Genomic DNA, 24,105 nt, shown 5'->3' with positions numbered 1-24,105 from the left:
GGGGTCGGCGGCGCGGCCGGCGGCTTCACCCGGCTCCGGCGGCTGACGGCCGTGCGCGGGTCCGGCGGCCGGAGGCGTTGGGCCTGGCACTGGGTCACCTCTGCAAACGGGGGCAGGACCTGGGTGGCTGGTTCGCGGTGCGGGGGGCGCCGGGTCTGTGATCCTCTCCGCGCCGGCCGGGGGCCGCGTGAATGAATGGCCGGATGAGTGAGCTGATCCCTTTCACGCATCCGGCCGACGGCGAGCGGCTCGCGGGACTGCGCCGCGGTGCGGACGGGCCCGGCGGGGCGACCGCCGTGCTGCTGCACGGCGCGGGCAACGGCAGCGCTGACCGGCTGGTGCCGCTGCTGGAGGAGTTCGCCGCGCACGGCTGCCGCGCTCTCGCCTTCGACTTCTCCGGCCACGGCCGCAGCACCGGCCTGCTGCGGGAGCTGAGCCTGCGCCGCCGTTTCGAGCAGGCCGTGTCCGTGATCGACGCACTCGTGCCCGCTGACGGGCCGCTGCTGCTGGTCGGGTTCAGCATGAGCGGGCAGACGGTGGCGGATCTCGCCCGGCACTACGGAGGCCGGGTGGCGGCGGTGGGGCTGTGTGCCCCGGCGGTGTACGCGGCCGGGGCGTGGGACGTGCCGTTCGGCTCGGGTGACGGACGGTTCAGCGAGATCATCCGGACGGAAGGGAGCTGGCGCGGCTCACCCGCGCTCGACGTGCTGCGCGCGTACGAGGGGCGGGCCGTGCTCGCGGTGCCCGCACGGGACGAGGTCATCCCGGCGGCCGTGACCGAGGCCGTCTCCGAGGCGCTCGCGCGGCGTTCGCAGTTCACGCACCAGGAGATCCCCGGGGCGACGCACCGGCTGGGTCTGTGGTTCCGCGACCACGCCGGGTACCGGCGCGCGTTCGTCACGGCCGTGCTGGCCGGGCTCGGCGAGGGCGGCGGCTGGACGGCCACGCGCGCGTGGGTGGCCGGGCAGCTGCCCGAGGGCCGCACGGTCACCGGCTCGGCCTTCCTGAACGGAGGGTGGAGCGCGCAGATGCGGCGGCTCACCCTCGACGACGGCTCCGCCCTGGTCCTGCGCTCCTTCGTGCAGCCCTTCTTCCGCCGGCACGCCGGCGGGCTGCTGGGCCGCGAGGCGGAGATCCTCACGCTGCTGGCGGACGAGGAGGGCGTGCCGGCCCCCGGGCTGGTGGGGGTGGACGCGGCGGCCGAGCAGTGCGACCACCCGTCCCTGCTGATGACGGTCCTGCCGGGCCGGGTCCGGGTCGACGAGGAGGAACTCGCCCCCCGGGTGGGGCTGCTGGCGGACCGGCTGGCCCGGATCCACCGGGTCGTCCCGGCCGCGCGGCCGCGGACCTACCAGGCCTGGACGTCCCCGGAGCGGGTGACCGCGCCGGCGGGTGCGGTGTGGGAGCGTGCCGTGGACGTCATCCGCCGGGAGCCGCCGCCGTACGAGGGGTGCTTCCTGCACCGCGACTTCCACCCCGGGAACGTGCTGTTCACCGGGTCCGGAGCCGGGCTGCGGATCAGCGGCGTGGTCGACTGGGTGGAGACCTCCTGGGGTCCGGCCGACCTGGACGTGGCGCACTGCTCCACGGCGCTCGCCCTGCTCCACGGAGCGGAGCAGGGACTCGCGTTCCGCGCCGCGTACGAGGAGCGGGGCGGCCGGCGCCTGGCCGACGGGCCCGCCCATCTGTACTGGCGGCTGCTCGACGCGCTGGCCTACGTCCCGGACGCGGCGAAACTGGCGGGACCGTGGCGTGAGCTGGGCCGGACGGATCTGACGCCGCGGGTGCTGGCCGAGCGGCTGGAAGCGTACGTGGCGGGGCTGCTGGAGCGGTACGGCTGAGGGGCGGCGGCAGGCCGCGGGCGCGCTGCCGGCGGGGCCGCGCTGGCGCGGGGCGGGCGGGGCGCGCTGTCAGGGGCCGGCGCGATGATGAGTGCCGGGCGGCGTGCGCCGCCGTCGGCGGGCGCGGTGACGTGCCGGTGGCGGCGGGCGCGATGGCGTGCCCATGGTGGCGGGCGCGGTGACGTGCCCGTGGTGGCAGGCGCGGTGGCGGGGCCGCCGACGGTGCGCGCTGGACGCCGCCCGGGCAGGCTGCGGGGAGACGGGGAGGCCGGTATGGAGGCACGGCGGTACATCGGCGGGGCGGAGCGGCGGGCCCGCCTCGCGCTGCGGCAGCGGCTGGCCGCCGGGTCCAGGGCTGCCGTGCCCGAGCAGGTGGCCGAGTCCCTGGTCGCGCTGCACGGCACGGACCCGGCGACGGTGTACCTGGCGGTGGGCGCGCGCCTGGCGGACCCGGCGAAGACGGTGCCGGAGACGGAGCGCGCGCTGTACGAGGACCGGGCCCTGGTGCGGATGCACGGCATGCGGCACACGGTGTTCGTGTTCCCCGCGGCGCTGACCCCGGTCGTGCACGCCTCGACGGGGCTGGCGGTCGCCGCCCGGGAGAGGTCCGCGCTGCTCACGCACATGGCGGCGGCCGGGGCGCCGGACGCGGCCTGGCTGCGGGAGGTCGAGGAGTCGACGCTGGCGGCGCTCGCCCGGCGCGGGCAGGCGACGGCCGCCGAACTGGCCCGGGACGAGCCGCGGCTGCGCGAGCAGTTCGTATACGGGGCCGGGAAGAGCTACGAGGGCCTGCACACGGTCTCGACCCGGCTGCTGAAGGTGCTCGGTGCGGAGGGCAAGGTGGTGCGCGGCCGGCCGCTCGGGTCCTGGACGTCCAGCCGGTTCCGCTGGGCCCTCGCGCCCGAGCACGAGGAGCTGGACACGGCCGCGGCGCAGGCGGAGCTGCTCGGACGGTGGCTCACGGCATGCGGTCCCGCCACGGAGGCGGACCTGAAGTGGTGGACGGGCTGGCGGGTGACGGAGGTCCGCCGCGCGTTGTCGGCGATCGGGGCGGAGACGGTGGAGCTGGACGAGGGCACCGGTTTCGTGGCCCGGGGGGACGCGGAGCCGGCGCCCGGACCCGGCGGTCCCCGGGCCGCGCTGCTGCCCGCTCTGGACCCGACCGCCATGGGGTGGCAGCACCGCGACTGGTACCTCGCGCCGGAGCTGCGGCCGCAGCTGTTCGACCGCAGCGGCAACGTCGGCCCGACGGTGTGGTGGGAGGGCCGGGTGATCGGCGGTTGGGCCCAGCGGCCGGACGGCGAGATCGTCTGGCGGCTCCTGGACGTGGACGGCGTCGGCCGGGAGGCCCGCGCGGCCGTGGAGGAGGAGGCGGGCCGCCTGCGCGGCTGGCTCGGGACGGCCAGGATCACCCCGCGCTTCCGCACACCTCTGGAGAAGGAGCTGGTGGCGTGAGCGGCGCGAGGTGACCCGGACGGGTCAGGAGCGGACGAACACCCCGGCCCGGGCCGCCGCGGCCGCCGCCTCGGCCGCGCGGAGGGCCGTCGCCTCGTCCAGCGGGGCTCCGCTGATCAGCAGGTGGTAGTAGAGCGGGGCGGACACCGCGCGGATCACCTCCTGCGGATCGGTGCCCTCGGGCACCTCGCCCCGCTCGGCGGCCTGCCGGACGCAGGGAGCCCACTCCCGGACGCGGATGTCGTAGAAGCGGTGCAGCGCGGCGGCCGTCCTCGGGTCACCGGCGGCCGCGGCGATCAGCGCCGTGAACAGGGGGCCCTGCCGGGGATCGGTCAGGGTGCGCTGCACGAGCCGGGCGTTCGCCGTGAGGTCGCCGAGCAGGGTCCCGGTCTCGGTGCGCGGTGCCGACTGCTCGGCCATGTCGGCCAGCAGATCCGCCACCAGCCCGGTCACCGTGCCCCAGCGGCGGTAGACGGTCGTCTTGCCGACGCCGGCGCGGCGGGCGATGTCGGCGAGGTCCAGCCCGGTGAAGCCCTGTTCGGTGAGGGCGTCCTCCGCCGCCCGCAGCACCGCTTCCCGGACCCGGGCGGTGCGCCCCCCGGGCCGTACGGTCCCCGGCTCTCCCCCGTCAGCCATAACGGCACTCCTGTTCCATTAGCCAGTTCTCCCTGCTACCTTAATGAACCTACTAACGGAACACTGGAACCGTTAAGCGGGTTCCGTGGGAGAGGGGCCGACATGGAACACAGGCGGCTGGGCGCGTCCGGACTCATGGTCCCGGCGCTGAGCTTCGGGGCGGGCACCTTCGGCGGCAGCGGACCGCTGTTCGGGGCGTGGGGCTCGACCGACGTGCGGGAGGCGCGCCGGATGGTGGGCATCTGCCTGGAGGCGGGCATCACGATGTTCGACACCGCCGACGTCTACTCCGCCGGGGCCTCCGAGGAAGTGCTCGGGGCGGCGCTGGAGGGCCGCCGGGACGAGGTGATCATCTCCACCAAGACGAGCCTGCCGATGGGTGACGGGCCGGGCGACGCGGGCTCCTCGCGCTCCCGGCTGATCCGCGCCTGCGAGGACGCGCTGCGCAGGCTCGGCACCGACCGCATCGACCTGTTCCAGTTGCACGCCTTCGACGCCGGGACGCCGGTCGAGGAGGTGATGGACGCGCTCGCCTCGCTGGTACGGGCGGGCAAGGTGCGCTACACCGGCGTCTCCAACTTCTCGGGCTGGCAGGTGATGAAGTCCCTCGCCGTCGCGGACCGGCACGGGCACCCGCGCCATGTGGCCCACCAGGTCTACTACTCCCTGATCGGCCGCGACTACGAGTGGGAGCTGATGCCGCTCGCCCTGGACCAGGGCCTCGGCGCGCTCGTCTGGAGCCCGCTGGGCTGGGGCCGCCTCACCGGGCGCATCCGGCGCGGCAGCCCGCTGCCGCCGGGCAGCCGGCTGCACCGCACCGCCGACTTCGGCCCGCCGGTCCACGAGGAGCACCTCTACGACGTGGTCGACGTACTGGAGGAGATCGCCGCGGAGACGGGGAAGGCGGTCCCGCAGATCGCCCTCAACTGGCTGCTGCGCAGGCCGACGGTGTCCTCCGTCATCATCGGCGCCCGCGACGAGCGGCAGCTGCGGCAGAACCTCGGCGCCGTCGGCTGGAGCCTCGCACCCGAGCAGGTGGCACGGCTGGACGCGGTGAGCCACCGGCCGGCCCCCTACCCCTACTTCCCCTACGAGCGCCAGGAGGGGTTCGCCCGGCTCAACCCGCCGGTGGTCGCGGCACCGGCCCGGGCCGCCTGAGCGGACTGCGGCACCCGCGGCCGGGTGCGCGAGCAGGCGGTGGGATCGCGGGCCGCGACACCGCATCCCGGGCCACGGGACGCACGAACAGGCGCCGGGCACCCCTCGACTCGGGGTGCCCGGCGCCGGGTGGCCGGAGGCCGTGTGCCCGGCGTCCCGGCGGGCGGTGGTTCAGCGGGCGTAGCGCATGAGCGCGCGCACCATGTGGCACGTCGTGTCCGACGGCGGGTGGACGCCGATCAGTTCCGCCGTGTCGCGGATCGTCTCGTTGCGCGCCTGGTTCGGCACGTAGACGCCGGAGTCGAGCAGCGCGACGGCCAGCCGCAGGGCCTTGAGACGGCGGTTGTGCGTGACGTACCACTCGCGCGGACGGCCGGGCGGCAGCGGCCGCTTCTCCACGGGCGAGTACGGCAGGTCGAGCAGGACGGGGCGCTTGGCGGTGGACTGGGTGGGCAGCGGCTTCGGCTTCAGAGCGGCAGCGGGCACAGGCATCCTCCTGTCGCGGTCGGGTGGCGCCGGGGACTTCGCCCGTCCCCGGCGCCACCCTCGAACACTGCTTACAGTCTACCGCCGGGCACTGACAACGGGGAGTCCGCACGGACGAGCAAATGCCCAGGTGAGCACGGAGATTGGCGCTGTGTCACGGCAGCTCCAGGAGTAGTTCCTGAGCCACTGGAAAATCGAACAGAGGCCGGTGCGCGTACGGTTCCTCCCATGGAGATCTGGATCAATCCGGCCTGCTCGAAGTGCCGCAGCGCCGTGCGGCTGCTCGACGCCGAGGGTGCCGACTACACCGTCCGCCGCTACCTGGAGGACGTGCCGAGCGAGGACGAGATCCGCCAGGTGCTCACGCGCCTCGGGCTCGACCCGTGGGACATCACCCGCACCCAGGAGGCGGCGGCCGAGGACCTCGGACTCGAGGACTGGCCCCGGGAGGCCGGTTCGCGCGACCGGTGGATCACGGCGCTCGCCGAGCACCCCGAGCTGATCCAGCGCCCGATCATCACCGCGGACGACGGCACGGCGGTGGTGGCCCGGACCGACGAGGCCGTACGGGACGCGCTGTCGCGCTGACCCGCCCACCGCGTGTGGCACAGGTCACTGCCCTGACTGCTGTGACCGCTGAGTAACCCCGTTCGGCATCTCGTACATAGCGGCGTACGCTCCCCTAGCTCTTCAGGAGGCGCGCATGTCGCGCAGGAGAACTCTCGGCACGAAGAAGAAGATCGCGCTGCTGGTCAGCGCGGCGACGGTGGCGGGAGGCGGGGCCTTCGTCATGGCGAGCACGTCGAACGCCGCGCAGACCCCCAAGTCCGCGTCGGAGTCGACGGTCTGCCTGGGCCTCGCCACCGCCCTGGGCAACAACCAGAAGTTCATCGCGGACCAGCGGGCCAACCCGGACGCCCAGTCCGAGGCGCGGATCGCCAACCGCGAGGCGGTCGTCGCGGAGATCAAGCGGAAGCAGGAGGCGTCGGGTTGCACGGTCGGGGAGTCGGCTCAGGACTCCCAAACCGCGCAGCCCTCGCAGCCCGCTCAGGGCGGCCAGCAGGGCGGCAACGGCCAGCAGGCCGGCGGCGGTCAGCAGGCCGGGGGCGCGCAGCCCTCGCAGCCGGCCGCCTCCGCACCCGCGGCGAACCCCGGCGGCGGTGCCGCCGCCGGGCAGCAGGTGTGCAACGGCTCCACGGTCACGCTCTCCGGCGAGGGCGGTGCGCCCGCCGCGTCCAGCAACCAGTTCCCGGCCGGCACGAAGCTGAAGGTCACCAACCTGGACAACAACAAGTCCACGACGGTGGAGGTCACCTCGGTCTCCGGCAGCTGCGTCCTGCTGAACAACGCGGCGTTCGAACAGGTCCGTGAGCCCGGCAAGTTCCTCATCCGCCGGGCCGTGATCGAGAAGGTGGGGTGAGGCCGGACGACCCGACGAGTCCGTGAGGCGGCGGCCCACCCCTCGGCCGCCCCTCGTACGTGTCACCGGTCCTGCCGCCCCCGGCCAGGGGTGGCAGGACCGGCGCGCGTACGGACCGTGCGGCGCCGTGCACCGGCTCGACGGAGGGGAGCCGGTGCACGGCGCCACCGGGTAACACGGGGTTCACACACGGGCAACGACCGGGTAATCGCCTGTTGCCAGGCTGCCGGGCAGCACCTCGCGGCGCCTCAGTGCGGCAGCGCCGCAGCACCCGCGATACGCGCCAGACACACCCCGAAGGATGTGGCCCGTGACCTTCAAGGCTGAGTACATCTGGATCGACGGCACCGAGCCGACGGCCAAACTGCGTTCCAAGACCAAGATCATCGCGGGTTCGCCCGCCGGTCTGGACGCGCTGCCGGTCTGGGGCTTCGACGGGTCCTCCACCAACCAGGCCGAGGGCCACTCCTCGGACTGCGTGCTGAAGCCGGTGTTCACGTGTCCCGACCCGATCCGCGGCGGTGACGACGTACTGGTCCTGTGCGAGGTGCTGAACACCGACCTCACCCCGCACGCCACCAACACGCGGGCCGCGCTGGCCGAGGTGGCCGAGCGGTTCGCGGCGCAGGAGCCGATCTTCGGCATCGAGCAGGAGTACACGTTCTTCAAGGACGGCTACCCGCTCGGCTTCCCCAAGGGCGGCTTCCCGGCCCCGCAGGGCGGTTACTACTGCGGCGTCGGCGCGGACGAGATCTTCGGCCGCGACGTCGTCGAGGCCCACCTCGACAACTGCCTGAAGGCCGGCCTCGGCCTGTCCGGCATCAACGCCGAGGTCATGCCGGGCCAGTGGGAGTTCCAGGTCGGCCCGCTGGCGCCGCTGGAGGTCTCCGACCAGCTGTGGGTGGCGCGCTGGCTGCTCTACCGCACGGCCGAGGACTTCGACGTCGCCGCCACCCTCGACCCCAAGCCGGTCAAGGGCGACTGGAACGGCGCCGGCGCGCACACCAACTTCTCCACCAGGGCGATGCGCGAGTCCTACGACGCGATCATCACCGCCTGCGAGTCGCTCGGCGAGGGCTCCAAGCCCCTGGACCACGTCAAGAACTACGGCGCCGGCATCGACGACCGCCTGACGGGCCTGCACGAGACCGCCCCCTGGGACAAGTTCTCCTACGGCGTCTCGGACCGCGGCGCCTCGGTGCGCATCCCGTGGCAGGTCGAGCAGGACGGCAAGGGCTACATCGAGGACCGCCGCCCCAACGCCAACGTCGACCCGTACGTGGTGACACGCCTGCTGGTCGACACGTGCTGCTCCGCGCTGGAGAAGGCCGGCCAGGTCTGACCCGCCCGGCACCCGGCTCCCGAGGGGGCGTCCACCCACGCGGTGGACGCCCCCTCGGCCGTCCGCCGGGGTGTCCGAGGAGTGAGAGGAGGGTCCCTGCACCCCGCTCCCGTCTGCTTCAATGGGGCCATGGCCAGCTACCGGAAGAACGCCGCGACGGGTCGCCACGACCTCGAGCCCTTCTGGCCGTCCCGCCAGGACCACGACTTCGACCGGGTGTGTTGCCGCGCGACGAACGCGCAGGCCCGCTGAAGCCGTCCACCCCCGGCCTCCGGCCAGCGCGAACCGCGTACGTCCCTCGGCGAGCCCGACCACGAACTCGCGGCCGTCGACCTCCCCGACGAACTCCTCGCGCGAAAGAGCTGACCTCTCATGGCGACCACTCGTTCCCTGTCCCCCGCCGCCCCCTTCACCGCCCCCTCGGGCCACGGCCCCCGGCACCGGCTGCGCGCCGTCGACCGGGACGAGGTGGTGACCGTGGCGGACCTGCTGCCGCCGGGTGCCACCTGGCTGCCGGCGCCGCAGCACACCCTGCCCGCCCTGCCGGGGCAGCCGCCGATGGTCGGCTACCTGGTGCTCGTCCCCGCCGACCAGCAGCCGCCCTTCCCCGTGGCCGTACCGGACCGGCCCGTCGCGGCGGAGCCCGGAGCGGCCCAGGAGCCGGGCGGTGACGCGCTGATCCGCGTCGACACCGTGCAGCGCACCGCCCAGGTGGCCGGACGGCCGCTGGACCTCACCTACCTGGAGTTCGAACTGCTGGCCCATCTCGTCGCCCACCCGGGCCGGGTGCACACCCGCGACCAGCTGGTCGGCACGGTGTGGGGCTACGGGCACGTGGGCGACGGCCGCACGGTCGACGTGCATGTCGCCCGGTTGCGCCGCAAGCTGGGCGCGGAGTACCGCGACACGATCCGCACCGTGCGCCGCGTGGGCTACAAGTACGTTCCGCCGACAGGCCGTTGATGAACCGTTGACGGGCCGTCCCGCGCCCGCCCGGCCCCGCGATCGCCCGTTCCCGCCTCTGCCGACAGCAGACGACCGTTCCCCGGGGCCGACCGTGCGGGCAGAGTGCACGGCATGAGGCTGCTGATGCTGGGTGGTACGGAGTTCGTGGGGCGGGCCGTCGTCGAGGCGGCGCTGGAGCGGGGCTGGGACGTGACCGTGTTCCACCGGGGGCGGCACCAGGCCCCGCCGGGCGCGCGGACGCTGCTCGGCGACCGCACCGCACCCGGGGGGCTCGCCGCCCTGGCCGCGGACACCGGCGAGTGGGACGCCGTCGTGGACACCTGGTCGGCGGCGCCGCGCGCGGTGGCGGACGCGGCGCGGCTGCTGCGGGACCGCGCCGGGCGGTACGTGTACGTGTCGAGCTGCTCGGTGTACGCCTGGGCCCCGCCCGCCGGGTACGGCGAGGACGCTCCCCTGGTGCAGGGGGCCTCGGCCGGGGCGGAGCAGACCGACTACGCGCGGGACAAGCGCGGCGGTGAACTGGCCGTGCTGGACGCCTTCGGCGAGGACCGGTCCGTGCTCGTGCGGTCGGGTCTGATCCTCGGCCCGTACGAGAACATCGGCCGGCTCCCCTGGTGGCTGGAGCGGACCGCGCGCGGCGGACCCGTGCTGGCACCGGGCCCGCGCGAGCTGCCCCTGCAGTACGTCGACGTCCGCGACCTGGCCGCGTGGATCCTGCTCGCGGCGCAGCGGCGGCTGAGCGGGCCCTGGAACCTGATGTCTCCGCAGGGGCACGCCACCATGGGCCGGCTGCTGGAAGCCTGTGCCCGGGTCAGTGGCGGGCGGGCCGAGCTGCGCTGGACCGAACCCGGGGTGATCCTCGACGCGGGCATCGAGCCGTGGACGCAGCTGCCGGTGTGGGTGCCGCCGGGCAGCGACCTGCACGACGCCCTGCACGGCGCGGACGTCTCCCGGGCGGTCGGGGCGGGGCTGGTCTGCCGGCCCGTGGAGGAGACCGTGGCGGACACCTGGAGGTGGCTCCAGGACCGCGGGGGCGCGGCCCCCCGGCGCCCGGACCGTCCCCACCCGGGTCTGGACCCGGAGCTGGAGGCGAAGGTGCTCGGGAGGGCGTGACCCACCGCTCCGGCCGCCCTGGGGGTGTAGGTAGCACCACCCCCGGTCGGGTGGCCCGGCCCCGTGACCGGTCCGCCGCGCTCGGCGAGACTGACGCCATGACCACCGACACGAAGAACGGCAACGGGCGGACCGGCGCACGGCGCGTGGGGCTCACCGCGGTACGCGGGCTGACGCTGGCCCTCGTCGGGCTGCCGGGGGCGGTGCTGTGCTTCTCCCTGTCCCTGCTCTCCCTCGCTCTGATCCCGGTCGGCTTCGGGATCGTCACGACGCCGTACGTGCTGAACGGTGTGCGCGCCTTCGCGAACTGGCGGCGGCTGCTGGCGGCCGAGTGGGGCGGGGTGCGGATCCCGCCGGCGTACCGGCCGCTGCCGAAGGACGCCAACCCGTGGGCGCGCACCTTCGGCATGCTGCGCGACCCGGCGACCTGGCGGGACCTGCGGTGGCTGCCGGTGGACATGACCGCGGGGTTCGTCACCGCGCTGCTCCCGGCCGTGCTGCTGCTCTACCCGCTGGAGGGGTTCGCGCTCGCGCTCGGACTGTGGCGGGTCTTCCCCGACGAGTACTGGTACGGGTTCGTGCCGGTGACGGGGCAGGCGTCGGCCTTCGGCGCGGCGGCCCTGGGACTGGTCCTGCTGTTCTTCGCGCACGTCTTCGCCCCGCGTCTGCTGGACGCCCACTTCCGGCTGACCCGGGCCGTGCTCGGCGGCAACCAGGAGGAACTCGCCGAGCGGGTGCGGGTGCTGACCGAGACCCGGCGCGACGCGGTCGACGCCTCCGCCGCCGAACTGCGGCGCATCGAGCGGGACCTGCACGACGGGGCGCAGGCCCGGCTGGTCGCCGTCGGCATGGACCTGGGCACCATCGAGGCCCTGCTGGACAAGGACCCGGCCCAGGCCAGGGTGCTGGTCGCGCAGGCCCGCGCCTCCTCCGTGGAGGCCCTGGCCGAGCTGCGTGAGCTGGTGCGCGGCATCCACCCGCCGGTGCTCGCCGAACGCGGGCTGGGCGACGCGGTGCGGGCGCTGGCGCTGCGGCTGCCGGTGGCCACCGAGGTGAGCGTGGACCTGCCCGGGCGGGCGGAGGCGCCCGTGGAGTCGGCCGCGTACTTCGCGGTGAGCGAGGTGCTCGCCAACGCCGTGAAGCACTCCGGTGCCGACCGGATCTGGGTCGACCTGCACCGGGCGGACGGCATGCTGCGGGCGACCGTCACGGACAACGGCAGGGGCGGCGCGGTGATCGGGGCCGGTTCGGGGCTGGCCGGGGTGGAGCGGCGGCTCGGTACATTCGACGGCGTCCTGGCCGTCAGCAGCCCCGCGGGCGGTCCCACCATGGTCACCATGGAGATCCCTTGCGCGTAGTCCTGGCCGAAGACCTGTTCCTGCTGCGCGACGGCCTGGTCCGGCTGCTGCAGGCCTACGGCTTCGAGATCGCGGCGGCCGTCGAGTCCGGGCCCGAACTGGCCGCCGCCCTGGCGGAGCTCGACCCGGACGTCGCCGTGGTCGACGTGCGCCTGCCTCCCACGCACACCGACGAGGGCCTGCAGTGCGCGCTCGAGGCCCGCCGCCGGCGGCCCGGGCTGCCGGTGCTGGTGCTCTCCCAGCACGTGGAGCAGCTGTACGCGCGCGAGCTGCTCGCCGACGGCAGCGGCGGGGTCGGGTACCTGCTGAAGGACCGGGTCTTCGACGCGGAGCAGTTCGTGGACGCGGTGCGGCGCGTGGCCGGCGGGGGGACCGTGATGGATCCGCAGGTCATCCAGCAGTTGCTGGCGCGGCAGTCGGGCGAGGACCGGCCGCTGGCGCGGCTGACGCCCCGGGAGCGGGAGGTGCTGGAGCTGATGGCGCAGGGCCGGTCCAACGCGGCGATCGCCGGGAAGCTGGTCGTGACGGAGCGGGCCGTCGCCAAGCACACCGCGAACATCTTCGCCAAGCTGGGCCTGGAGGTCTCCGACGACGACAACCGGCGCGTGCTGGCGGTTCTCGCCCACCTCGACCACGGCCGGTGACTGCGGACGGGCCCCTTCACCCTGGGTACGGGATCAGCAACTACCGGTTTTCCAGAGGCTGTTGAGGGAAGAGTCTTCTCACTGGTCTCGCATCAATTTCCGTTTCCTCTGAACACCAGTGGGGCGTCCTCCGTATGGAAGGGGGCCGCTTCACTCCTGTCGGGCGCCTCGATGCCCCCGAAAAAGGAAGTCAGAGGAGTTCCATGGGACGCAACACAAGAAAACGCCGTACGCCGCTGGCCACCAAGGCCATTGCCGCATCGGCGGCCCTAGCGCTCGGTGGGGGCGGGCTGATCTGGGCGAACTTCTACGCATCGGCGCACGAGCCGAGCTCGGCGAACCGGACGAAGTCCGCCGGCTGGCAGATCGCCACGATCCAGTGCCCGGACGTCGGGCAGAAGCTGACGTCGGTGCCCAAGCGCGCCCGCCGGGGGGTGGACAGGGAGCTGGCGACCCTCGACAAGCAGATCAGCGAGGCGTACTCCCGGCTCGCCTCGACGCGCCGGGCGCAGGCCGGTGACCCCGGCTTCGTCGCCAACGCCATCCTGGGTCCGCTCAAGTCCAAGCGCACCGCGGCCCTGGACCGCATCAGCATCAACATCCGGCGGGTGGGCGGCAATGCCCCGCGCAACCTCGGCCAGCTGGCCAAGTGCCGCGGCATGGCCGCCGACATCAACACCAACGACGGAGCGGCCGGCGGCCAGAACGACGGCGGCCAGAACAACGACGGCGGCCAGGACCAGGGCCAGAACAACGGCGGCCAGAACGACGGCGGCCAGAACAACGACGGCGGTCAGAACGGCGGCCAGAACAACAACGGCGGCCAGGGCGGCAACGGCCCCGTGGCGGACGACTTCATCAAGATCGAGGACGTCCAGCCGAACAGCCGCAACCTGCCCAACGGCCTGCCCGCGAACGGCGACGGCGGCTCCACCGGCACCTTCACCACGTCCTGCGGCACCAACCAGAACGAGAACCGCAACTCGGACAACGTGATCGTCGCGCCGGGTGTGTCCAACGGTGCCAAGCACCAGCACGACTACGTCGGCAACCAGAGCAACAACGCCTTCGCGAGCGACGAGGACCTGGCCAACGCCGAGACCACCTGCCAGAACCAGGGCGACAAGTCCTCGTACTTCTGGCCGGTGCTGCGCATCCAGGACGGTACGCAGGACATCGACCAGGGCCAGCCCGGCGGCGGTCAGGACGGCAACGTCGGCAAGATCGTCGAGCCGGCCGAGGCCCAGCTGAAGTTCGTCGGCAACCGGACGAGCGACGTCGTCGCCATGCCGAAGGCGCTGCGCATCATCACCGGTGACGCCAAGTCCCTCACCAACGGCCTGAACAACGCCAACACCTCCTGGAGCTGCACCGGCTTCGAGGACCGGCAGGTGACCGACAAGTACCCGATCTGCCCCGACGGCAGCTCCGTGGTGCGCACGTCCAACTTCCAGAGCTGCTGGGACGGCCAGAACATCGACAGCGCCAACCACCGCACCCACGTGGACTTCGTGGAGGCGGACGGCAGCTGCTCGAACGGCTTCAAGGCCATCCCCCAGCTCCAGGTCCGCCTGGTCTACGACGTCCAGGCGCCGCAGATCGACAACGGCCAGCTGCAGAACGCCTTCGCGGTGGACTCCTTCCCGGAGCAGCTGCACAAGCCGATCACCGACCACAACGACTTCATCAACTTCTTCGACGAGGACCTGATGAACGAGATGGTCCAGTGCATCAACAGCGGTGAGGACTGCCAGTAGTCCTCGGCACGCGAGAGCCGGCGGTGGGATCTCCCACCGCCGGCTCTCGCTCGTCCCGGCCCTGTACCGCGATGTCAGCCGTGGTGGCCGCCGCGGTTGTGGCTGCCTCCGGGGTTCATGTGCGCGGAGCCCTCCTCCATCGTCCCGCCGAGGGTGCCCTGCAGCGCCGTGACCGTCTTCTGCTGGCCCACGGCGACCCACTTGCGGCCGACCAGGTAGTAGCCGCCGTAGTCCTTGGCGCTGTTGAGCCACTCGCGCTGGCCCCGGTCGGTGGCGAAGGTGGCGAGGACGTACTTCTCCTTGCCCTTCTTGCACAGGGCCTGGCGGATGGTGTCCGCGTCGGTCTGCATGTTCGGCTTGCACTTGGCCTCGGCGGCGATGTGCTCCAGGCTGCCGGTCACCGCCTCCGGGACGGCCGCCTCGTCGTCACCGCCGGATCCGCAGCCGGCCAGCGCCAGTATCGCCACCGCGCCGCTCAGCGCGAGCATCGGTCGGGTCACCCTCATCTGTTCCTCCGGTCCTTGCGACGGCACGGTCCCTGGTCACGGCACGGTCCGGACACATGCCGCACGGAGCCCCGGCACGAGGCTCTCGCCTTCGATACGGCTGCGGAGGCCGAAGCACTCAACAACCCACCTGCCCGCGGCGGCACTCCTGTGCGAGGGTGGCCCGGTGGACCAGGACTGGGAAGAGCGTGTGAGCGCCCTGTGGGGCCGTTTCGACGACTACGCCGAGACGGAGGAGGACGAGGCCCGCTTCCGTGCCGACGTGGACGCCCTCGTCGCCGAACTGCCCGCGGACAGCCCCCTCGGACCGTTCGAGCAGGCCTGTGCCTGGGACTCCACCGGCCGCTCGGACCTGGCGGTGCCGCTGTACCGGGAGGCCCTGCGGCGCGGCCTGGCCGACGTCAGCCCCTACAAGGCCCGCCGGACGAAGATCCAGCTGGCCAGCTCCCTGCGCAACACCGGTCGCGCCGAGGAGGGCGTGGCCCTGCTGACCCCCGAACTGGACGCCCCCTCCGACGAACTGGACGATCCGGTGCGGGCCACTCTCGCCCTGTGCCTGTCGAGTCTGGGCCGTGACCGCGAGGCGCTGTCGCTGGCCCTGGGCGCGCTGGCCCCGCATCTGCCGCGCTACCAGCGGTCGATGGCGAACTACGCCCGGCTGCTCGTGGAGCCCGCGCGGTCCCCCGGGGCGTGACGCTCCGCAGTCAGGTGACCAACCGCCCATTCGCTCGTTCTGCTGAACGTGCAGTCACAGGATGTCGCCCAGCCCCCCGCCCCCTCCTCCCCTGCCGGCCCGGTCGTCGACGTCGAGCAGGCGGAGGCGGCCCTCGTCGAGCACTATCCGCGGCTGGTCCGTCTGGCCTATCTGGTGCTGCCGCCCCGCCTGGGCCGCAGCCGGCGCGTCCTGACCGCACACGCCCTCGCCCAGCGGGCGCTGCCGCGCAACCGCACGGCCTCGCCGGTGATCCCGGCCCAGTCCGCGGGTGCCCACGCGGCGGGCGGAGCGCAGCGCCCGGTGAGCGGCCGGGACGGCGATCCGGGCTACGCCCTCGTCCGGCTCCAGGTGCTGCGCACGGCGCTGGAGGCGGGACGGCCGCTGCGGTTCGGGGCGTGGCCCAGGCGCTCCCAGCTGCCGGCGCTGCTGCCGCAGGTGTGGGGCCTGAAGCTGTTCCCGCACTCCGGCGGAGCCGACGAACTCGCCCTGGACCAGCGGCTGTCCGCCCTGTCCGGGCCGGCCCGGGCGGCGTACGCGCTGCGCGGTCTGGAGCGGCTGGCCGACGAGGGCGTGTGCGAGGTCCTCGCGGCGGCCGGCGCCGCCGACCCGGAGGGCGCCCTGCGGGAGGCCGGCGCGGTCCCCGCGCAGTACGCCCTGCTCGACTCGCCCGAGTTCGACCCCTGCTCGCTGCAGGCCCGCCCCACGGACCTGATGCGCCGCCGCCAGCACCTCAAGGCCGCCCTGGCCGCCGGCGCGGCCCTGCTGGTGTGCGGGGCGCTGCTCGGGCTGCCCGGTGAGGGCTGGGGGCCCGACGGCGCCGCGGCCCCGCCGTACGCACGCAATCCGGCCGCCCAGGCCGCCCTGGACCCGGCGAAGCTGACCAGGGTCTCCCCCGGCGCCTGGCGCAGCTCGGCGCGCACGGACTTCTCCGTGTGGCCCGCCCGCGGCGACCTCACCGGCGACGAGGCCCTGCTGCGCCGCGCGCTCGCCGTGTGGGCCCGCCCGGGCGGGACGGTGCAGGTCTCCGCGACGCCGGGCACCCCGTCCGGCGGCCCGGCGGGACCGCCGCAGCTGTTGTTCGCGGGGACCGTCGACGCGGCCCGGGTGGTGATCCTGCACGACGGGCTGCGCATCGCGCGGTACGCCGAGCCGAAGGACGGCACCCAGGGCGCGGCCCTCGACTTCGCCCGGGTCGACGGGGCGGGCCGCGCCGAGTCGGGCGCGGTGGTCCTCGGCCGGACGGACGGCAACGTGCGCTACCTGACGGCGCCCTGGGTGAGGAAGGCGAGCGAGCGGGACCTGATGAAGCCCGCCGCCGGGGCCATGGACCTCACCCTCACCGACGGGGTGACCGGGCCGCTGGCCGGCCCGGCGCTGCGATCGGGCCCGTGCACGTCGTGGAACGTGCTGCAGCTGGCCGACGGCACCGGCACCCGGCTGCTGACCGACCTGGGCGAGCTGGTCCCGGCGCGGCTCACCGCCGGGCGGCCGGGCTCCCCGGGCGAGGCGTCCCGGCCCGCGGCGCTGCACGGCTGGGCGCCGTTCGCCTGCTCGCTGGGCACGCTGCGTTCCGCCGGGGTGCGCAGCGTCAACGCCTGGGCGTTCAACGAGCAGCGGCTGCCCGACGGGAGCGGCTCGGCGGTGTGGGTGTGCACCCGGGCCGAGACCTGGCGCGGGGGCGGTGCCCGGGTGCTGGCGCAGTTCCACACGCCGGGCGGGGCGTACGGGGCGGTCACGGCGAAGGCGGAGAACGTGCCGGCGTGCGGGGCGCGCGATCCGCACGTGCTGGCCGGGGTGCTGTGGAAGTCGGAGGCGGGCGACTGGTACCTGCTGGCCGCCGGCAGCCGGGACACGGCGTCCGTGCGGGCCTCGGGCGGGGTCGAGGGGTCGGCGCACGGCAGTCTGCTGACCGCGCCCGCCGAGCAGGGCGCGGTGGCCGAACTCAAGGGAACGCTGAAGGACGGGCGTTCCGTCGGCGGGCTGCGCTGACGAGCGGCTCACCGCCGCCGGGGCACGTCGGCGGACATCCGCGCTCGGTCCGGCCCGTTCGAGGCCGGATTCGATCGGTAAGGTGTTCGTATGACTACCGGGGTTCGCCGCAGAATGGGAGTCGAGGAGCGGCGGCAGCAGTTGATCGGCGTCGCCCTCGAACTGTTCAGCCGCCGTTCGCCCGACGACGTCTCCATCGACGAGATCGCGTCGGCCGCGGGTATCTCGCGGCCGCTGGTCTACCACTACTTCCCCGGCAAACTCAGCCTCTACGAGGCCGCGTTGAAGCGCGCCTCGGACGATCTCGCGGGCCGGTTCGTGGAGCCGCACGAGGGTCCGCTCGGGGCCCGGCTGCTGCGCGTGATGCACCGCTACTTCGATTTCGTGGACGAGCACGGGCCCGGTTTCTCGGCCCTGATGCGCGGCGGCCCGGCCGTCGGCTCGTCGACGACCAACGCGCTCGTCGACTCCGTACGGCAGGCCGCGTATGTCCAGATCCTTTCGCACCTGGGCGTGACGGATCCGCCCCCGCGGCTGGAGCTGGTGGTGCGGTCGTGGATCTCGCTGGCCGAGTCGACGGCCCTGATCTGGCTGGACGGGCGGCGCATCCCGCGCGAGGAACTGGAGCCCCAGCTCGTCAACGACTTCGCCGCGCTCGCCGCCGTCAGCGCCGCCTACGACGAGGAGATGGCGCAGGTGCTGCGCACCGTCCTGAAGGACGAGCCGGCCGACGGCCCGTTCGCGGACCTGGTCGGCCGGCTCATCGCCCTGGCGGGCTGAGCGGGCTCAGCTCTCGGACGTGGCGTAGGAGGGGTCGAGGTCGCGGACCTCGGCCGAGGCGTGCAGCGCGAGGCCCGCGGGCTGCTTCAGATGGGTCCGCAGCGCCTCCAGCGCGGCTTCGGTGAGCCGCGCCTTGGTCTTCTCGGTGCGGCCGGCGAGCAGCGCGATGTGGACGTGGACGTGGGCGTGGCCGGCGGCCTCGGGGCCGACCACGATGTCCTCGGTGCGGCGGAAGCGGGTCTTGCAGGCGGACGGCCTGGCGGCCGCGATGTCGACCGTCGCATCGTGCAGCGCCCTGGCGAACCCGGGCCGGTCGAAACCGTCCGCGAGGTCGGCGGAATAGTCGACGGTGATCTGCGGCATCAGCACTCCTGTCCGGGTCGGTGTGCTCACCCTAACGGCGGGTGGGGCGGGCCGCCGGTCGCGGCCCGCCCCACCCGCACGCGGTGCGTTACCCCGCGGTCCGTGTGAAGACCGCGACCGTGCGCGCCGGCACGGTGAAGGTGCCGGAGCCTTCCGCGTAGGCGGCGGACTTCACGGTGGCGTCGGCGCCGGCCGCCTGCACGGGGTGCAGCCGGTAGCCGGTCCCGGCGAGTGCGCTCACGCGCTGCTCCTGCTGCTCGGGCGTGGCGTTGAAGACGACGACGAGGTCACCGAGCCGCATGGTGACGACGCCGGGCGTCTCGTCCTTGCCGGACAGCGGGAAGGACAGCCGGGACTGCACCCGCGCGGCCGTGCCGAGGGAGAAGTCCTTCTCGGTGCTGCGGATGCGCAGCAGGTCGCGGTAGGCGGCGGAGGTGCCCCGGATCTGCTCGCAGCCCACCTCGACCTTGGTCAGCAGCGGCTTGGCGTAGGGCCACTTGTCGGCGTTGTCGGCCGCCATGGGCAGTCCGCGGCCGAAGCCGTTGCCGTCGGCGCAGTTCCAGTGGATGGCGTTGAACCAGTCCCCGCTGTCGTAGGAGTTGCGGTCCAGGGACTTGGAGCGCAGCAGGTCCGTGCCCGCCTGGGAGAGGGCCGGGCCCTGCGAGAGGGTGGCCGTCGCCATGGCGAGGACCTGCATCCGGGCCCGGTCGGACGCCGTGGTGTCCGCCGGGAGCTTGAAGGCGAGGGCGTCGAACAGGGACTCGTTGTCGTGCGCGTCGGCGTAGGCGAGGGCGTCGCCCGGGGCGTCGGCGTATCCGGCGGGGGCGCCGTTGTAGTCGACCTCGGAGCCCTTGACCTCCTTGCCGCTGGTGTCGGTGAACGTGTAGGAGCTCAGGTTGCCGGTCAGGCCGACCTTGAGGAGGTCCTGGTAGTGCAGCAGGCGGGCCTTCTGCTCGGCCTCGGTGCCGTTGCTCTCGGAGGAGTTGGGTTCGGTGTAGAGGCCGGAGGCGAAGCCCTGCACGCCGGGGTCCTCGTCGAAGGGGCCGCCGCCGCGGACGGCGTCACGGGCCCGGTCGGAGAAGGTGGCGATGCCGGTGCCGGCCATGTTCTTCTGCGTGGCCTGGACGAACCGGGCGTCGTCGGCGACCTCGCCGAAGTTCCAGCCCTCGCCGTACAGGATGATCTTCTTGCCGTCGACGCCGTCCTTGTCGAGGGTCAGCGCGTCGAGGGCCTTGCGGACCGCGAGGATGTTGGCCTTCGGGTGGTGGCCCATGAGGTCGAAGCGGAAGCCGTCGACCTTGTACTCCTTGGCCCAGGTGACGATCGAGTCGACGACGAGCTTGCCCATCATGGCGTTCTCGGTCGCGGTGTTGGCGCAGCAGGTGCTGTTGGCGACCGATCCGTCGGCGAGGAGCCGCTGGTAGTAGCCGGGCACGATCCGGTCCAGGACGGAGGTGCCGGCCTGGCCGCTGGCGGCGGTGTGGTTGTAGACGACGTCCATGACGACCCGCAGTCCGTCGTCGTTGAGGGCCTTGACCATCTTGCGGAACTCGACCGTGCGGGCGGTGCCGTCCGGGTCGGTGGCGTAGGAGCCCTCGGGGACCGTGTAGTGGTACGGGTCGTAGCCCCAGTTGTAGGCGTCCTTCGCGGCGATCTTGCCGACGCACTCCTGCTGCTTCTCGGAGTCCGCCGGGTGGGAGGCCAGGTCGCAGTCGGTCCGCGCCTGGTCGGCCTTGCGCTCGGGGATGGTGGCGATGTCGAACGCGGGCAGCAGGTGCACGTACGAGGTGCCGGCCTTCGCCAGCTCGCGCAGGTGCTTGCTGCCGTCGCTGGCCTTGTCGGTGAAGGCGAGGTAGGTGCCGGGGTGCTTCGCCGTGCGGTCCTCGACGGAGAAGTCCCGGACGTGCAGCTCCTGGATCTGCGCGTCCCGCAGCGGCACGGCCCTGGGCTTGGTGTACGACGACCAGCCGGACGGCTTCAGCGCCTTGTCGGCCAGGTCGACGACAAGACTGCGCGCGGAGTCGGTGGTGAGGGCGACGGCGTAGGGGTCGGTGACCTTGTTGGTGACGACCTTGCGGACGCTGGGCGCCCACACCTTCACGGCGTAGCGGTAGGGCTTGCCCTTCCAGGACGCCGGGCCGGTGACGGACCAGACGCCGGTGGCGCTGTCGCGGCGCATGGGGACGGCCTTGCCGTCGAGTTCCAGGGCGACGGACTGCGCGGTCGGCGCCCACACGGACAGGGTGGGGCGGCCCTTGGCGAAGGTCGGTCCCAGGTCGGCCCCGGTGGCGTCGTAGAGGTCGTCGAGGACTCCGGCGATCTGGACGCCGGTCGCCGCGAGCACCGCCCCGTTGGCCGCGTGCTGGGTGGCGACGACCTGGCCGCGCAGGGCCGCGCGGACCCGGTCGCGGTCACGGGGGTCGACGGTCCAGGCGTCGTACTCCTTCAGGTGCGGGAACTTCGCCTTCTGGGCGTCGGTCAGCTCGCCCTTCGCCAGACGCAGCCACTTCGCGTCGCCGGTCAGGACGCCGTCCTCGACCTTGAGGGAGCCGTCGCGGGAGTACTGCAGCTGGGTGGAGGCGGCGGCGTCGGAGCCGTTCCAGGCGAGGGTGTTCCGGTCGATCCAGACCGCCTTGGAGGTGGTCAGGTCGAGGGCGGCGGCACTGCCCGCGGGCTGCGGCAGCAGGTACTTCTCCTGGCCGCTCACCAGCCAGACCTCGTGGCCGTTCGCCTTGAGGTCGAGCGACTGGTCGCTGGGCAGGTCCTTCTCGTCGCCCTTGTGGATGATGTAGCTGAGGCTGGTGGCACCCTCGGTGAGCGGCACCTCGAAGACTGCGCCATAGGAGTCAGTCTTCACCGGCTTCAGGGGGTTCGACCAGTCGGTGGGGTTCGCGGCGCCCGTCCACACGTGCAGGCCCCAGCCGTCGTAGTTCCCGTCGGCCCGGTGGTAGTGCAGGACGGCCTTGCCCTTGTCGGGGGCCGGGTAGTCGGGCCGTTCGGTGGTGACGGTGTCCTTGCCCTGCTCGATCCAGATCTCACCGGTCTTGGTGACGTCGATCGTGCGGTCGGTGGAGACGTCCTTGGTGCCGTCCTTGTCGATGACGAGGAAGCCGACGTTCGAGGCACCGGGCTTGAGCTTGACCCAGGCGAAGGCGCCGTAGGCGTCCCGGCCGGTGAAGGGGTGGCTCTTCGGCCATTCGGTGGCCTCGCCCTCGGCGAGGTCGCCCCAGGCGTACAGGCCCCAGTCGGCGTAGTCGCCGTCGGCGCGCTTGTAGTGGACGATCGCGTAGTCGCGGGACGAGGCGGTGGGCGGCTCGGGCGCCGGCGGGGTGCCGGTGGTGGAGGCGGCCAGGGCGCTCGCGGTGCGGCCGGCCGAGTCCACCACGACGGCCTTGTAGCGCAGGGCCGTGCCCGGTGCCACGTTCTTGCCGATGGTGTGGGTGACCTTGTAGGGGGCGTGGTCGGCGGAGCCGAGGACCCGCCACTTGCCGTTGCCGGTCTGCGCGGCGAAGACGACCCGGTTGAGCTGTCCGCCGTCGACGTCCGCGGTGATGTCCACCGTGCCGGTGGCGCCGGCCGCGGGGGCCTTCAGGGTGAGCTTCGGGGCCGCGGCGGGCTTCGCAAGCTTCCCGGCTGCCTTGAGGACGATCGCGGAGCCGGCCGGGACGGTGACGGTGAGCTTCTTGTCGCCGTCGCTCTTCGCGGAGGCGCCGGTGCCGTGGATGCCCTTGAAGGTCATGCCGGCCGAGCCGGTGGGGAAGGTCGCGGTCTTCTTCTCGCCGGCGTTGTTGAAGGCGACGACGTACTCGGTGCGGGTCTTCGGATCCGTGCGGGAGAAGGCGTAGACGCCCGGTCCGTCGGCCGCGTACCGCTCCTGCTGGACGCCGTCGGTCAGCGCCGGGTTGGCCTTGCGGAGCTTGGCGAGGGCGCTGATCTGCCGGTAGAGGGGCGCCTTGGTGTCGTAGGCGTCCTCGGCGTGGGTGCGGTCGGTGCCGATGCGGTCGTCGTCGAGGTAGTCGGCGGTGCGGGAGGCGAACATGGTCTGCCGGGCGTCCTTGTCGCCGCCGGGGCCGGCGAAGCCCTGCTCGTCGCCGTAGTAGACGACCGGGTTGCCGCGGCTGAGGAACATCAGCTCGTTGGCGAGCTTGTCCTTGGCGAGGATCTCGGCGTCGGTGGCCTTGGGGTTGTCCTGCTCGAGGAACGACCCGATGCGGCCCATGTCGTGGTTGCCGAGGAAGGTGACCTGCTCGTAGGCGTTGGCCTTGCCGGTCGTGTACTTGTAGTCGTCGCCGAAGACGCCGGCGAGCTTGCGGGCGCTGCCGCCCTGGGAGGCGTACTGGCGGGCCGCCTCCTGGAAGGGGAAGTCGAGGGTGGCGTCGAGCCGGCCCTCAGTGACGTACGGGGCGGTGACGTTCGTGTCGGCCGAGTAGACCTCGCCGAACATGAAGAAGTCGTCCCGGCCGCGCTTGGCGGCGTACGCGTCGAGGGCGGTGGCCCACTGGGTCCAGAACTCCATGTTGACGTGCTTCACGGTGTCGATCCGGAAGCCGTCGATGTCGAAGTCCCGCACCCAGCGCTGGTAGATCTTCTCCATGCCGTCGACGACCTCGGGCCGCTCGGTCCACAGGTCGTCGAGGCCGGAGAAGTCGCCGTGGGTGGAGCTCTCACCGGCGAAGGTGGAGTCGCCGCGGTTGTGGTACATCGTCGGGTCGTTGAGCCACGACGGCACCTTGTTCTTCTTGGTGACCACCGGGGTGCGCGGGAAGGAGTCCCGGTCGACCGCGGGGAAGCCGCGCCGCCCGTCGGCGTAGTCGGCGTCGTCGAAGGGCACGCCGTCCTTCGTCAGGTACGGGAAGGCGCCCTTGGCGAGGTAGTCGTAGGACTTCTCCTTGTAGTCGACGACGTCGGCGGTGTGGTTGGTGATGACGTCGAAGTAGACCTTCATGCCCTTGTCGTGGGCTCGGTCGATGAGCTTCTCGAGGTCCTCGTTGGTGCCGAAGTGCGGGTCGACCTGGGTGAAGTCGGTGATCCAGTAGCCGTGGTAGCCGGCGGAGGCGTTGGCCCCGGTGCCCTGCACGGGCTGGTTCTTGAAGATGGGGGCCATCCACAGGGCGGTGGTGCCCAGGCCCTTGATGTAGTCGAGCTTCTTGGTCAGGCCCTTGAGGTCGCCGCCCTGGTAGAAGCCCTTGTCGGTCGGGTCGTAGCCGGTCGACAGGCGTGAACCGGTCAGCCCGCCCTTGTCGTTGCGCGGGTCGCCGTTGGCGAAACGGTCGGGCAGGACGAAGTAGAACTGTTCACGGGTGGCGTCGTGCCGGGCCGGCTGGGCGGCCAGCGCGGCATCGGACGGGGGCGCCGGCGGGGTGGCCGCCCCGGCGGCGAGCGGCTGGACGAGTGTGGCGGCCAGCGCGGCTGCGGTGACCGCGGCGACCCGTCCGGCGCGGGCGGTTCGGCGCCTGGACGGCACCGGCCATCTCGGTATCACAGATGGGCTCCTAGCGATTGCGGCTCTCTCGGGTCCGACCCCGCGCGACCGTATCGCCGCCGAAACCCTTACAGCAAGAGTCTTGAAACCGTTG

General features: G+C 73.0%; 20 protein-coding genes. 15 read left to right on the top strand and 5 right to left on the bottom strand.

The features are described from left to right. Window positions 1-203: 203 nt before the first annotated feature. Both ACFYWG_RS14810 and ACFYWG_RS14805 read left to right on the top strand, forming a co-directional pair. Window positions 204-1,841, top strand: coding sequence for an alpha/beta fold hydrolase (locus tag ACFYWG_RS14810; protein ID WP_389201539.1), 1,638 nt, complete (start codon window positions 204-206; stop codon window positions 1,839-1,841). Between the two features lie 273 nt (window positions 1,842-2,114). Continuing rightward, on the top strand, window positions 2,115-3,296 hold the full coding sequence (locus tag ACFYWG_RS14805) for a winged helix DNA-binding domain-containing protein (protein WP_389201537.1): 1,182 nt from the start codon (window positions 2,115-2,117) through the stop codon (window positions 3,294-3,296). 24 nt (window positions 3,297-3,320) lie between these two features. On the opposite strand, the gene ACFYWG_RS14800 is transcribed toward ACFYWG_RS14805, so the two are convergent. Continuing rightward, window positions 3,321-3,932 (bottom strand): TetR/AcrR family transcriptional regulator, encoded by a 612-nt coding sequence (locus ACFYWG_RS14800; protein WP_383511014.1) that lies wholly within the window; start codon window positions 3,930-3,932, stop codon window positions 3,321-3,323. Window positions 3,933-4,034: 102 nt separating this feature from the next. On the opposite strand from ACFYWG_RS14800, the gene ACFYWG_RS14795 reads away from it, so the two are divergent. Further along, window positions 4,035-5,090 (top strand): aldo/keto reductase, encoded by a 1,056-nt coding sequence (locus ACFYWG_RS14795; protein WP_389201534.1) that lies wholly within the window; start codon window positions 4,035-4,037, stop codon window positions 5,088-5,090. Between the two features lie 171 nt (window positions 5,091-5,261). On the opposite strand, the gene ACFYWG_RS14790 is transcribed toward ACFYWG_RS14795, so the two are convergent. After that, a complete protein-coding gene (locus ACFYWG_RS14790; RefSeq protein WP_389201532.1) occupies window positions 5,262-5,576 on the bottom strand; it encodes a hypothetical protein in 315 nt (104 codons plus the stop codon). 228 nt (window positions 5,577-5,804) lie between these two features. Here ACFYWG_RS14790 and ACFYWG_RS14785 point away from each other — a divergent pair, with 228 nt between their 5' ends. The 9 genes from ACFYWG_RS14785 to ACFYWG_RS14745 all read left to right on the top strand — a co-directional run bounded on the left by ACFYWG_RS14785 (window position 5,805) and on the right by ACFYWG_RS14745 (window position 14,176). Beyond that, window positions 5,805-6,164 (top strand): arsenate reductase family protein, encoded by a 360-nt coding sequence (locus ACFYWG_RS14785; RefSeq protein WP_383511008.1) that lies wholly within the window; start codon window positions 5,805-5,807, stop codon window positions 6,162-6,164. 115 nt (window positions 6,165-6,279) lie between these two features. Continuing rightward, a complete protein-coding gene (locus ACFYWG_RS14780) occupies window positions 6,280-6,996 on the top strand; it encodes a hypothetical protein (RefSeq protein ID WP_376323550.1) in 717 nt (238 codons plus the stop codon). A gap of 310 nt (window positions 6,997-7,306) precedes the next feature. Then, entirely contained in the window at window positions 7,307-8,338 is a 1,032-nt protein-coding gene (glnII, locus tag ACFYWG_RS14775; protein ID WP_385412941.1) for a glutamine synthetase, read from the top strand. Between the two features lie 129 nt (window positions 8,339-8,467). After that, window positions 8,468-8,590 carry a hypothetical protein gene (locus tag ACFYWG_RS14770; RefSeq protein ID WP_383511713.1) on the top strand — a complete coding sequence of 41 codons (123 nt, stop codon included), beginning with the start codon at window positions 8,468-8,470 and terminating at the stop codon, window positions 8,588-8,590. Window positions 8,591-8,710: 120 nt separating this feature from the next. Further along, window positions 8,711-9,301 (top strand): winged helix-turn-helix domain-containing protein, encoded by a 591-nt coding sequence (locus ACFYWG_RS14765; protein WP_389201529.1) that lies wholly within the window; start codon window positions 8,711-8,713, stop codon window positions 9,299-9,301. 114 nt (window positions 9,302-9,415) lie between these two features. Beyond that, window positions 9,416-10,417, top strand: coding sequence for an NAD-dependent epimerase/dehydratase family protein (locus ACFYWG_RS14760; protein WP_389201527.1), 1,002 nt, complete (start codon window positions 9,416-9,418; stop codon window positions 10,415-10,417). Between the two features lie 98 nt (window positions 10,418-10,515). After that, window positions 10,516-11,775 (top strand): sensor histidine kinase, encoded by a 1,260-nt coding sequence (locus tag ACFYWG_RS14755; protein WP_383511707.1) that lies wholly within the window; start codon window positions 10,516-10,518, stop codon window positions 11,773-11,775. Beyond that, entirely contained in the window at window positions 11,766-12,419 is a 654-nt protein-coding gene (locus ACFYWG_RS14750) for a LuxR C-terminal-related transcriptional regulator (RefSeq protein ID WP_389201524.1), read from the top strand. The genes ACFYWG_RS14755 and ACFYWG_RS14750 overlap by 10 nt, the downstream gene beginning before the upstream one ends. 203 nt (window positions 12,420-12,622) lie before the next feature. After that, a complete protein-coding gene (locus ACFYWG_RS14745) occupies window positions 12,623-14,176 on the top strand; it encodes a DUF1996 domain-containing protein (RefSeq protein ID WP_389201522.1) in 1,554 nt (517 codons plus the stop codon). 74 nt (window positions 14,177-14,250) lie between these two features. On the opposite strand, the gene ACFYWG_RS14740 is transcribed toward ACFYWG_RS14745, so the two are convergent. Continuing rightward, window positions 14,251-14,682, bottom strand: a complete 432-nt coding sequence (locus ACFYWG_RS14740; RefSeq protein ID WP_389201520.1) for a hypothetical protein — start codon at window positions 14,680-14,682, stop codon at window positions 14,251-14,253. A 166-nt stretch (window positions 14,683-14,848) separates the two neighbouring features. On the opposite strand from ACFYWG_RS14740, the gene ACFYWG_RS14735 reads away from it, so the two are divergent. The 3 genes from ACFYWG_RS14735 (at window position 14,849) to ACFYWG_RS14725 (ending at window position 18,166) form a co-directional block, all read left to right on the top strand. After that, window positions 14,849-15,376, top strand: coding sequence for a tetratricopeptide repeat protein (locus ACFYWG_RS14735; protein WP_383511850.1), 528 nt, complete (start codon window positions 14,849-14,851; stop codon window positions 15,374-15,376). Between the two features lie 48 nt (window positions 15,377-15,424). Continuing rightward, window positions 15,425-17,386, top strand: coding sequence for a hypothetical protein (locus ACFYWG_RS14730; protein WP_389201518.1), 1,962 nt, complete (start codon window positions 15,425-15,427; stop codon window positions 17,384-17,386). Window positions 17,387-17,476: 90 nt separating this feature from the next. After that, the gene (locus ACFYWG_RS14725; protein ID WP_389201516.1) at window positions 17,477-18,166 is read left to right on the top strand and encodes a TetR/AcrR family transcriptional regulator; all 690 of its coding nucleotides are present in this window, start codon (window positions 17,477-17,479) and stop codon (window positions 18,164-18,166) included. A gap of 6 nt (window positions 18,167-18,172) precedes the next feature. Here ACFYWG_RS14725 and ACFYWG_RS14720 read toward each other — a convergent pair whose 3' ends face one another. Together ACFYWG_RS14720 and pulA are read right to left on the bottom strand one after the other, a co-directional pair. Continuing rightward, window positions 18,173-18,529, bottom strand: a complete 357-nt coding sequence (locus tag ACFYWG_RS14720) for a 5-carboxymethyl-2-hydroxymuconate Delta-isomerase (RefSeq protein ID WP_389201514.1) — start codon at window positions 18,527-18,529, stop codon at window positions 18,173-18,175. Between the two features lie 88 nt (window positions 18,530-18,617). Beyond that, window positions 18,618-24,011, bottom strand: coding sequence for a pullulanase-type alpha-1,6-glucosidase (gene pulA / locus ACFYWG_RS14715; RefSeq protein WP_383511159.1), 5,394 nt, complete (start codon window positions 24,009-24,011; stop codon window positions 18,618-18,620). Window positions 24,012-24,105 lie beyond the last annotated feature (94 nt).

This window comes from Streptomyces sp. NPDC003456, from assembly GCF_042878735.1.
Lineage (GTDB): Bacteria > Actinomycetota > Actinomycetes > Streptomycetales > Streptomycetaceae > Streptomyces.
Note: the sequence above shows the minus strand (reverse complement) of the source record. Positions and strands in the feature narration are given on the sequence as shown.

Bases quoted from the DNA above. Each gene is read 5' to 3' on its own strand.
- ACFYWG_RS14760 (WP_389201527.1), top strand. From the start codon at position 9,416: ATGAGGCTGCTGATGCTGGGTGGTACGGAGTTCGTGGGGCGGGCCGTC.
- ACFYWG_RS14745 (WP_389201522.1), top strand. From the start codon at position 12,623: ATGGGACGCAACACAAGAAAACGCCGTACGCCGCTGGCCACCAAGGCC.
- ACFYWG_RS14810 (WP_389201539.1), top strand. From the start codon at position 204: ATGAGTGAGCTGATCCCTTTCACGCATCCGGCCGACGGCGAGCGGCTC.
- ACFYWG_RS14795 (WP_389201534.1), top strand. From the start codon at position 4,035: ATGGAACACAGGCGGCTGGGCGCGTCCGGACTCATGGTCCCGGCGCTG.
- ACFYWG_RS14765 (WP_389201529.1), top strand. From the start codon at position 8,711: ATGGCGACCACTCGTTCCCTGTCCCCCGCCGCCCCCTTCACCGCCCCC.
- ACFYWG_RS14785 (WP_383511008.1), top strand. From the start codon at position 5,805: ATGGAGATCTGGATCAATCCGGCCTGCTCGAAGTGCCGCAGCGCCGTG.
- ACFYWG_RS14755 (WP_383511707.1), top strand. From the start codon at position 10,516: ATGACCACCGACACGAAGAACGGCAACGGGCGGACCGGCGCACGGCGC.
- ACFYWG_RS14800 (WP_383511014.1), bottom strand. From the start codon at position 3,932: ATGGCTGACGGGGGAGAGCCGGGGACCGTACGGCCCGGGGGGCGCACC.
- ACFYWG_RS14780 (WP_376323550.1), top strand. From the start codon at position 6,280: ATGTCGCGCAGGAGAACTCTCGGCACGAAGAAGAAGATCGCGCTGCTG.
- ACFYWG_RS14720 (WP_389201514.1), bottom strand. From the start codon at position 18,529: ATGCCGCAGATCACCGTCGACTATTCCGCCGACCTCGCGGACGGTTTC.
- ACFYWG_RS14770 (WP_383511713.1), top strand. From the start codon at position 8,468: ATGGCCAGCTACCGGAAGAACGCCGCGACGGGTCGCCACGACCTCGAG.
- ACFYWG_RS14805 (WP_389201537.1), top strand. From the start codon at position 2,115: ATGGAGGCACGGCGGTACATCGGCGGGGCGGAGCGGCGGGCCCGCCTC.
- ACFYWG_RS14725 (WP_389201516.1), top strand. From the start codon at position 17,477: ATGACTACCGGGGTTCGCCGCAGAATGGGAGTCGAGGAGCGGCGGCAG.
- ACFYWG_RS14740 (WP_389201520.1), bottom strand. From the start codon at position 14,682: ATGAGGGTGACCCGACCGATGCTCGCGCTGAGCGGCGCGGTGGCGATA.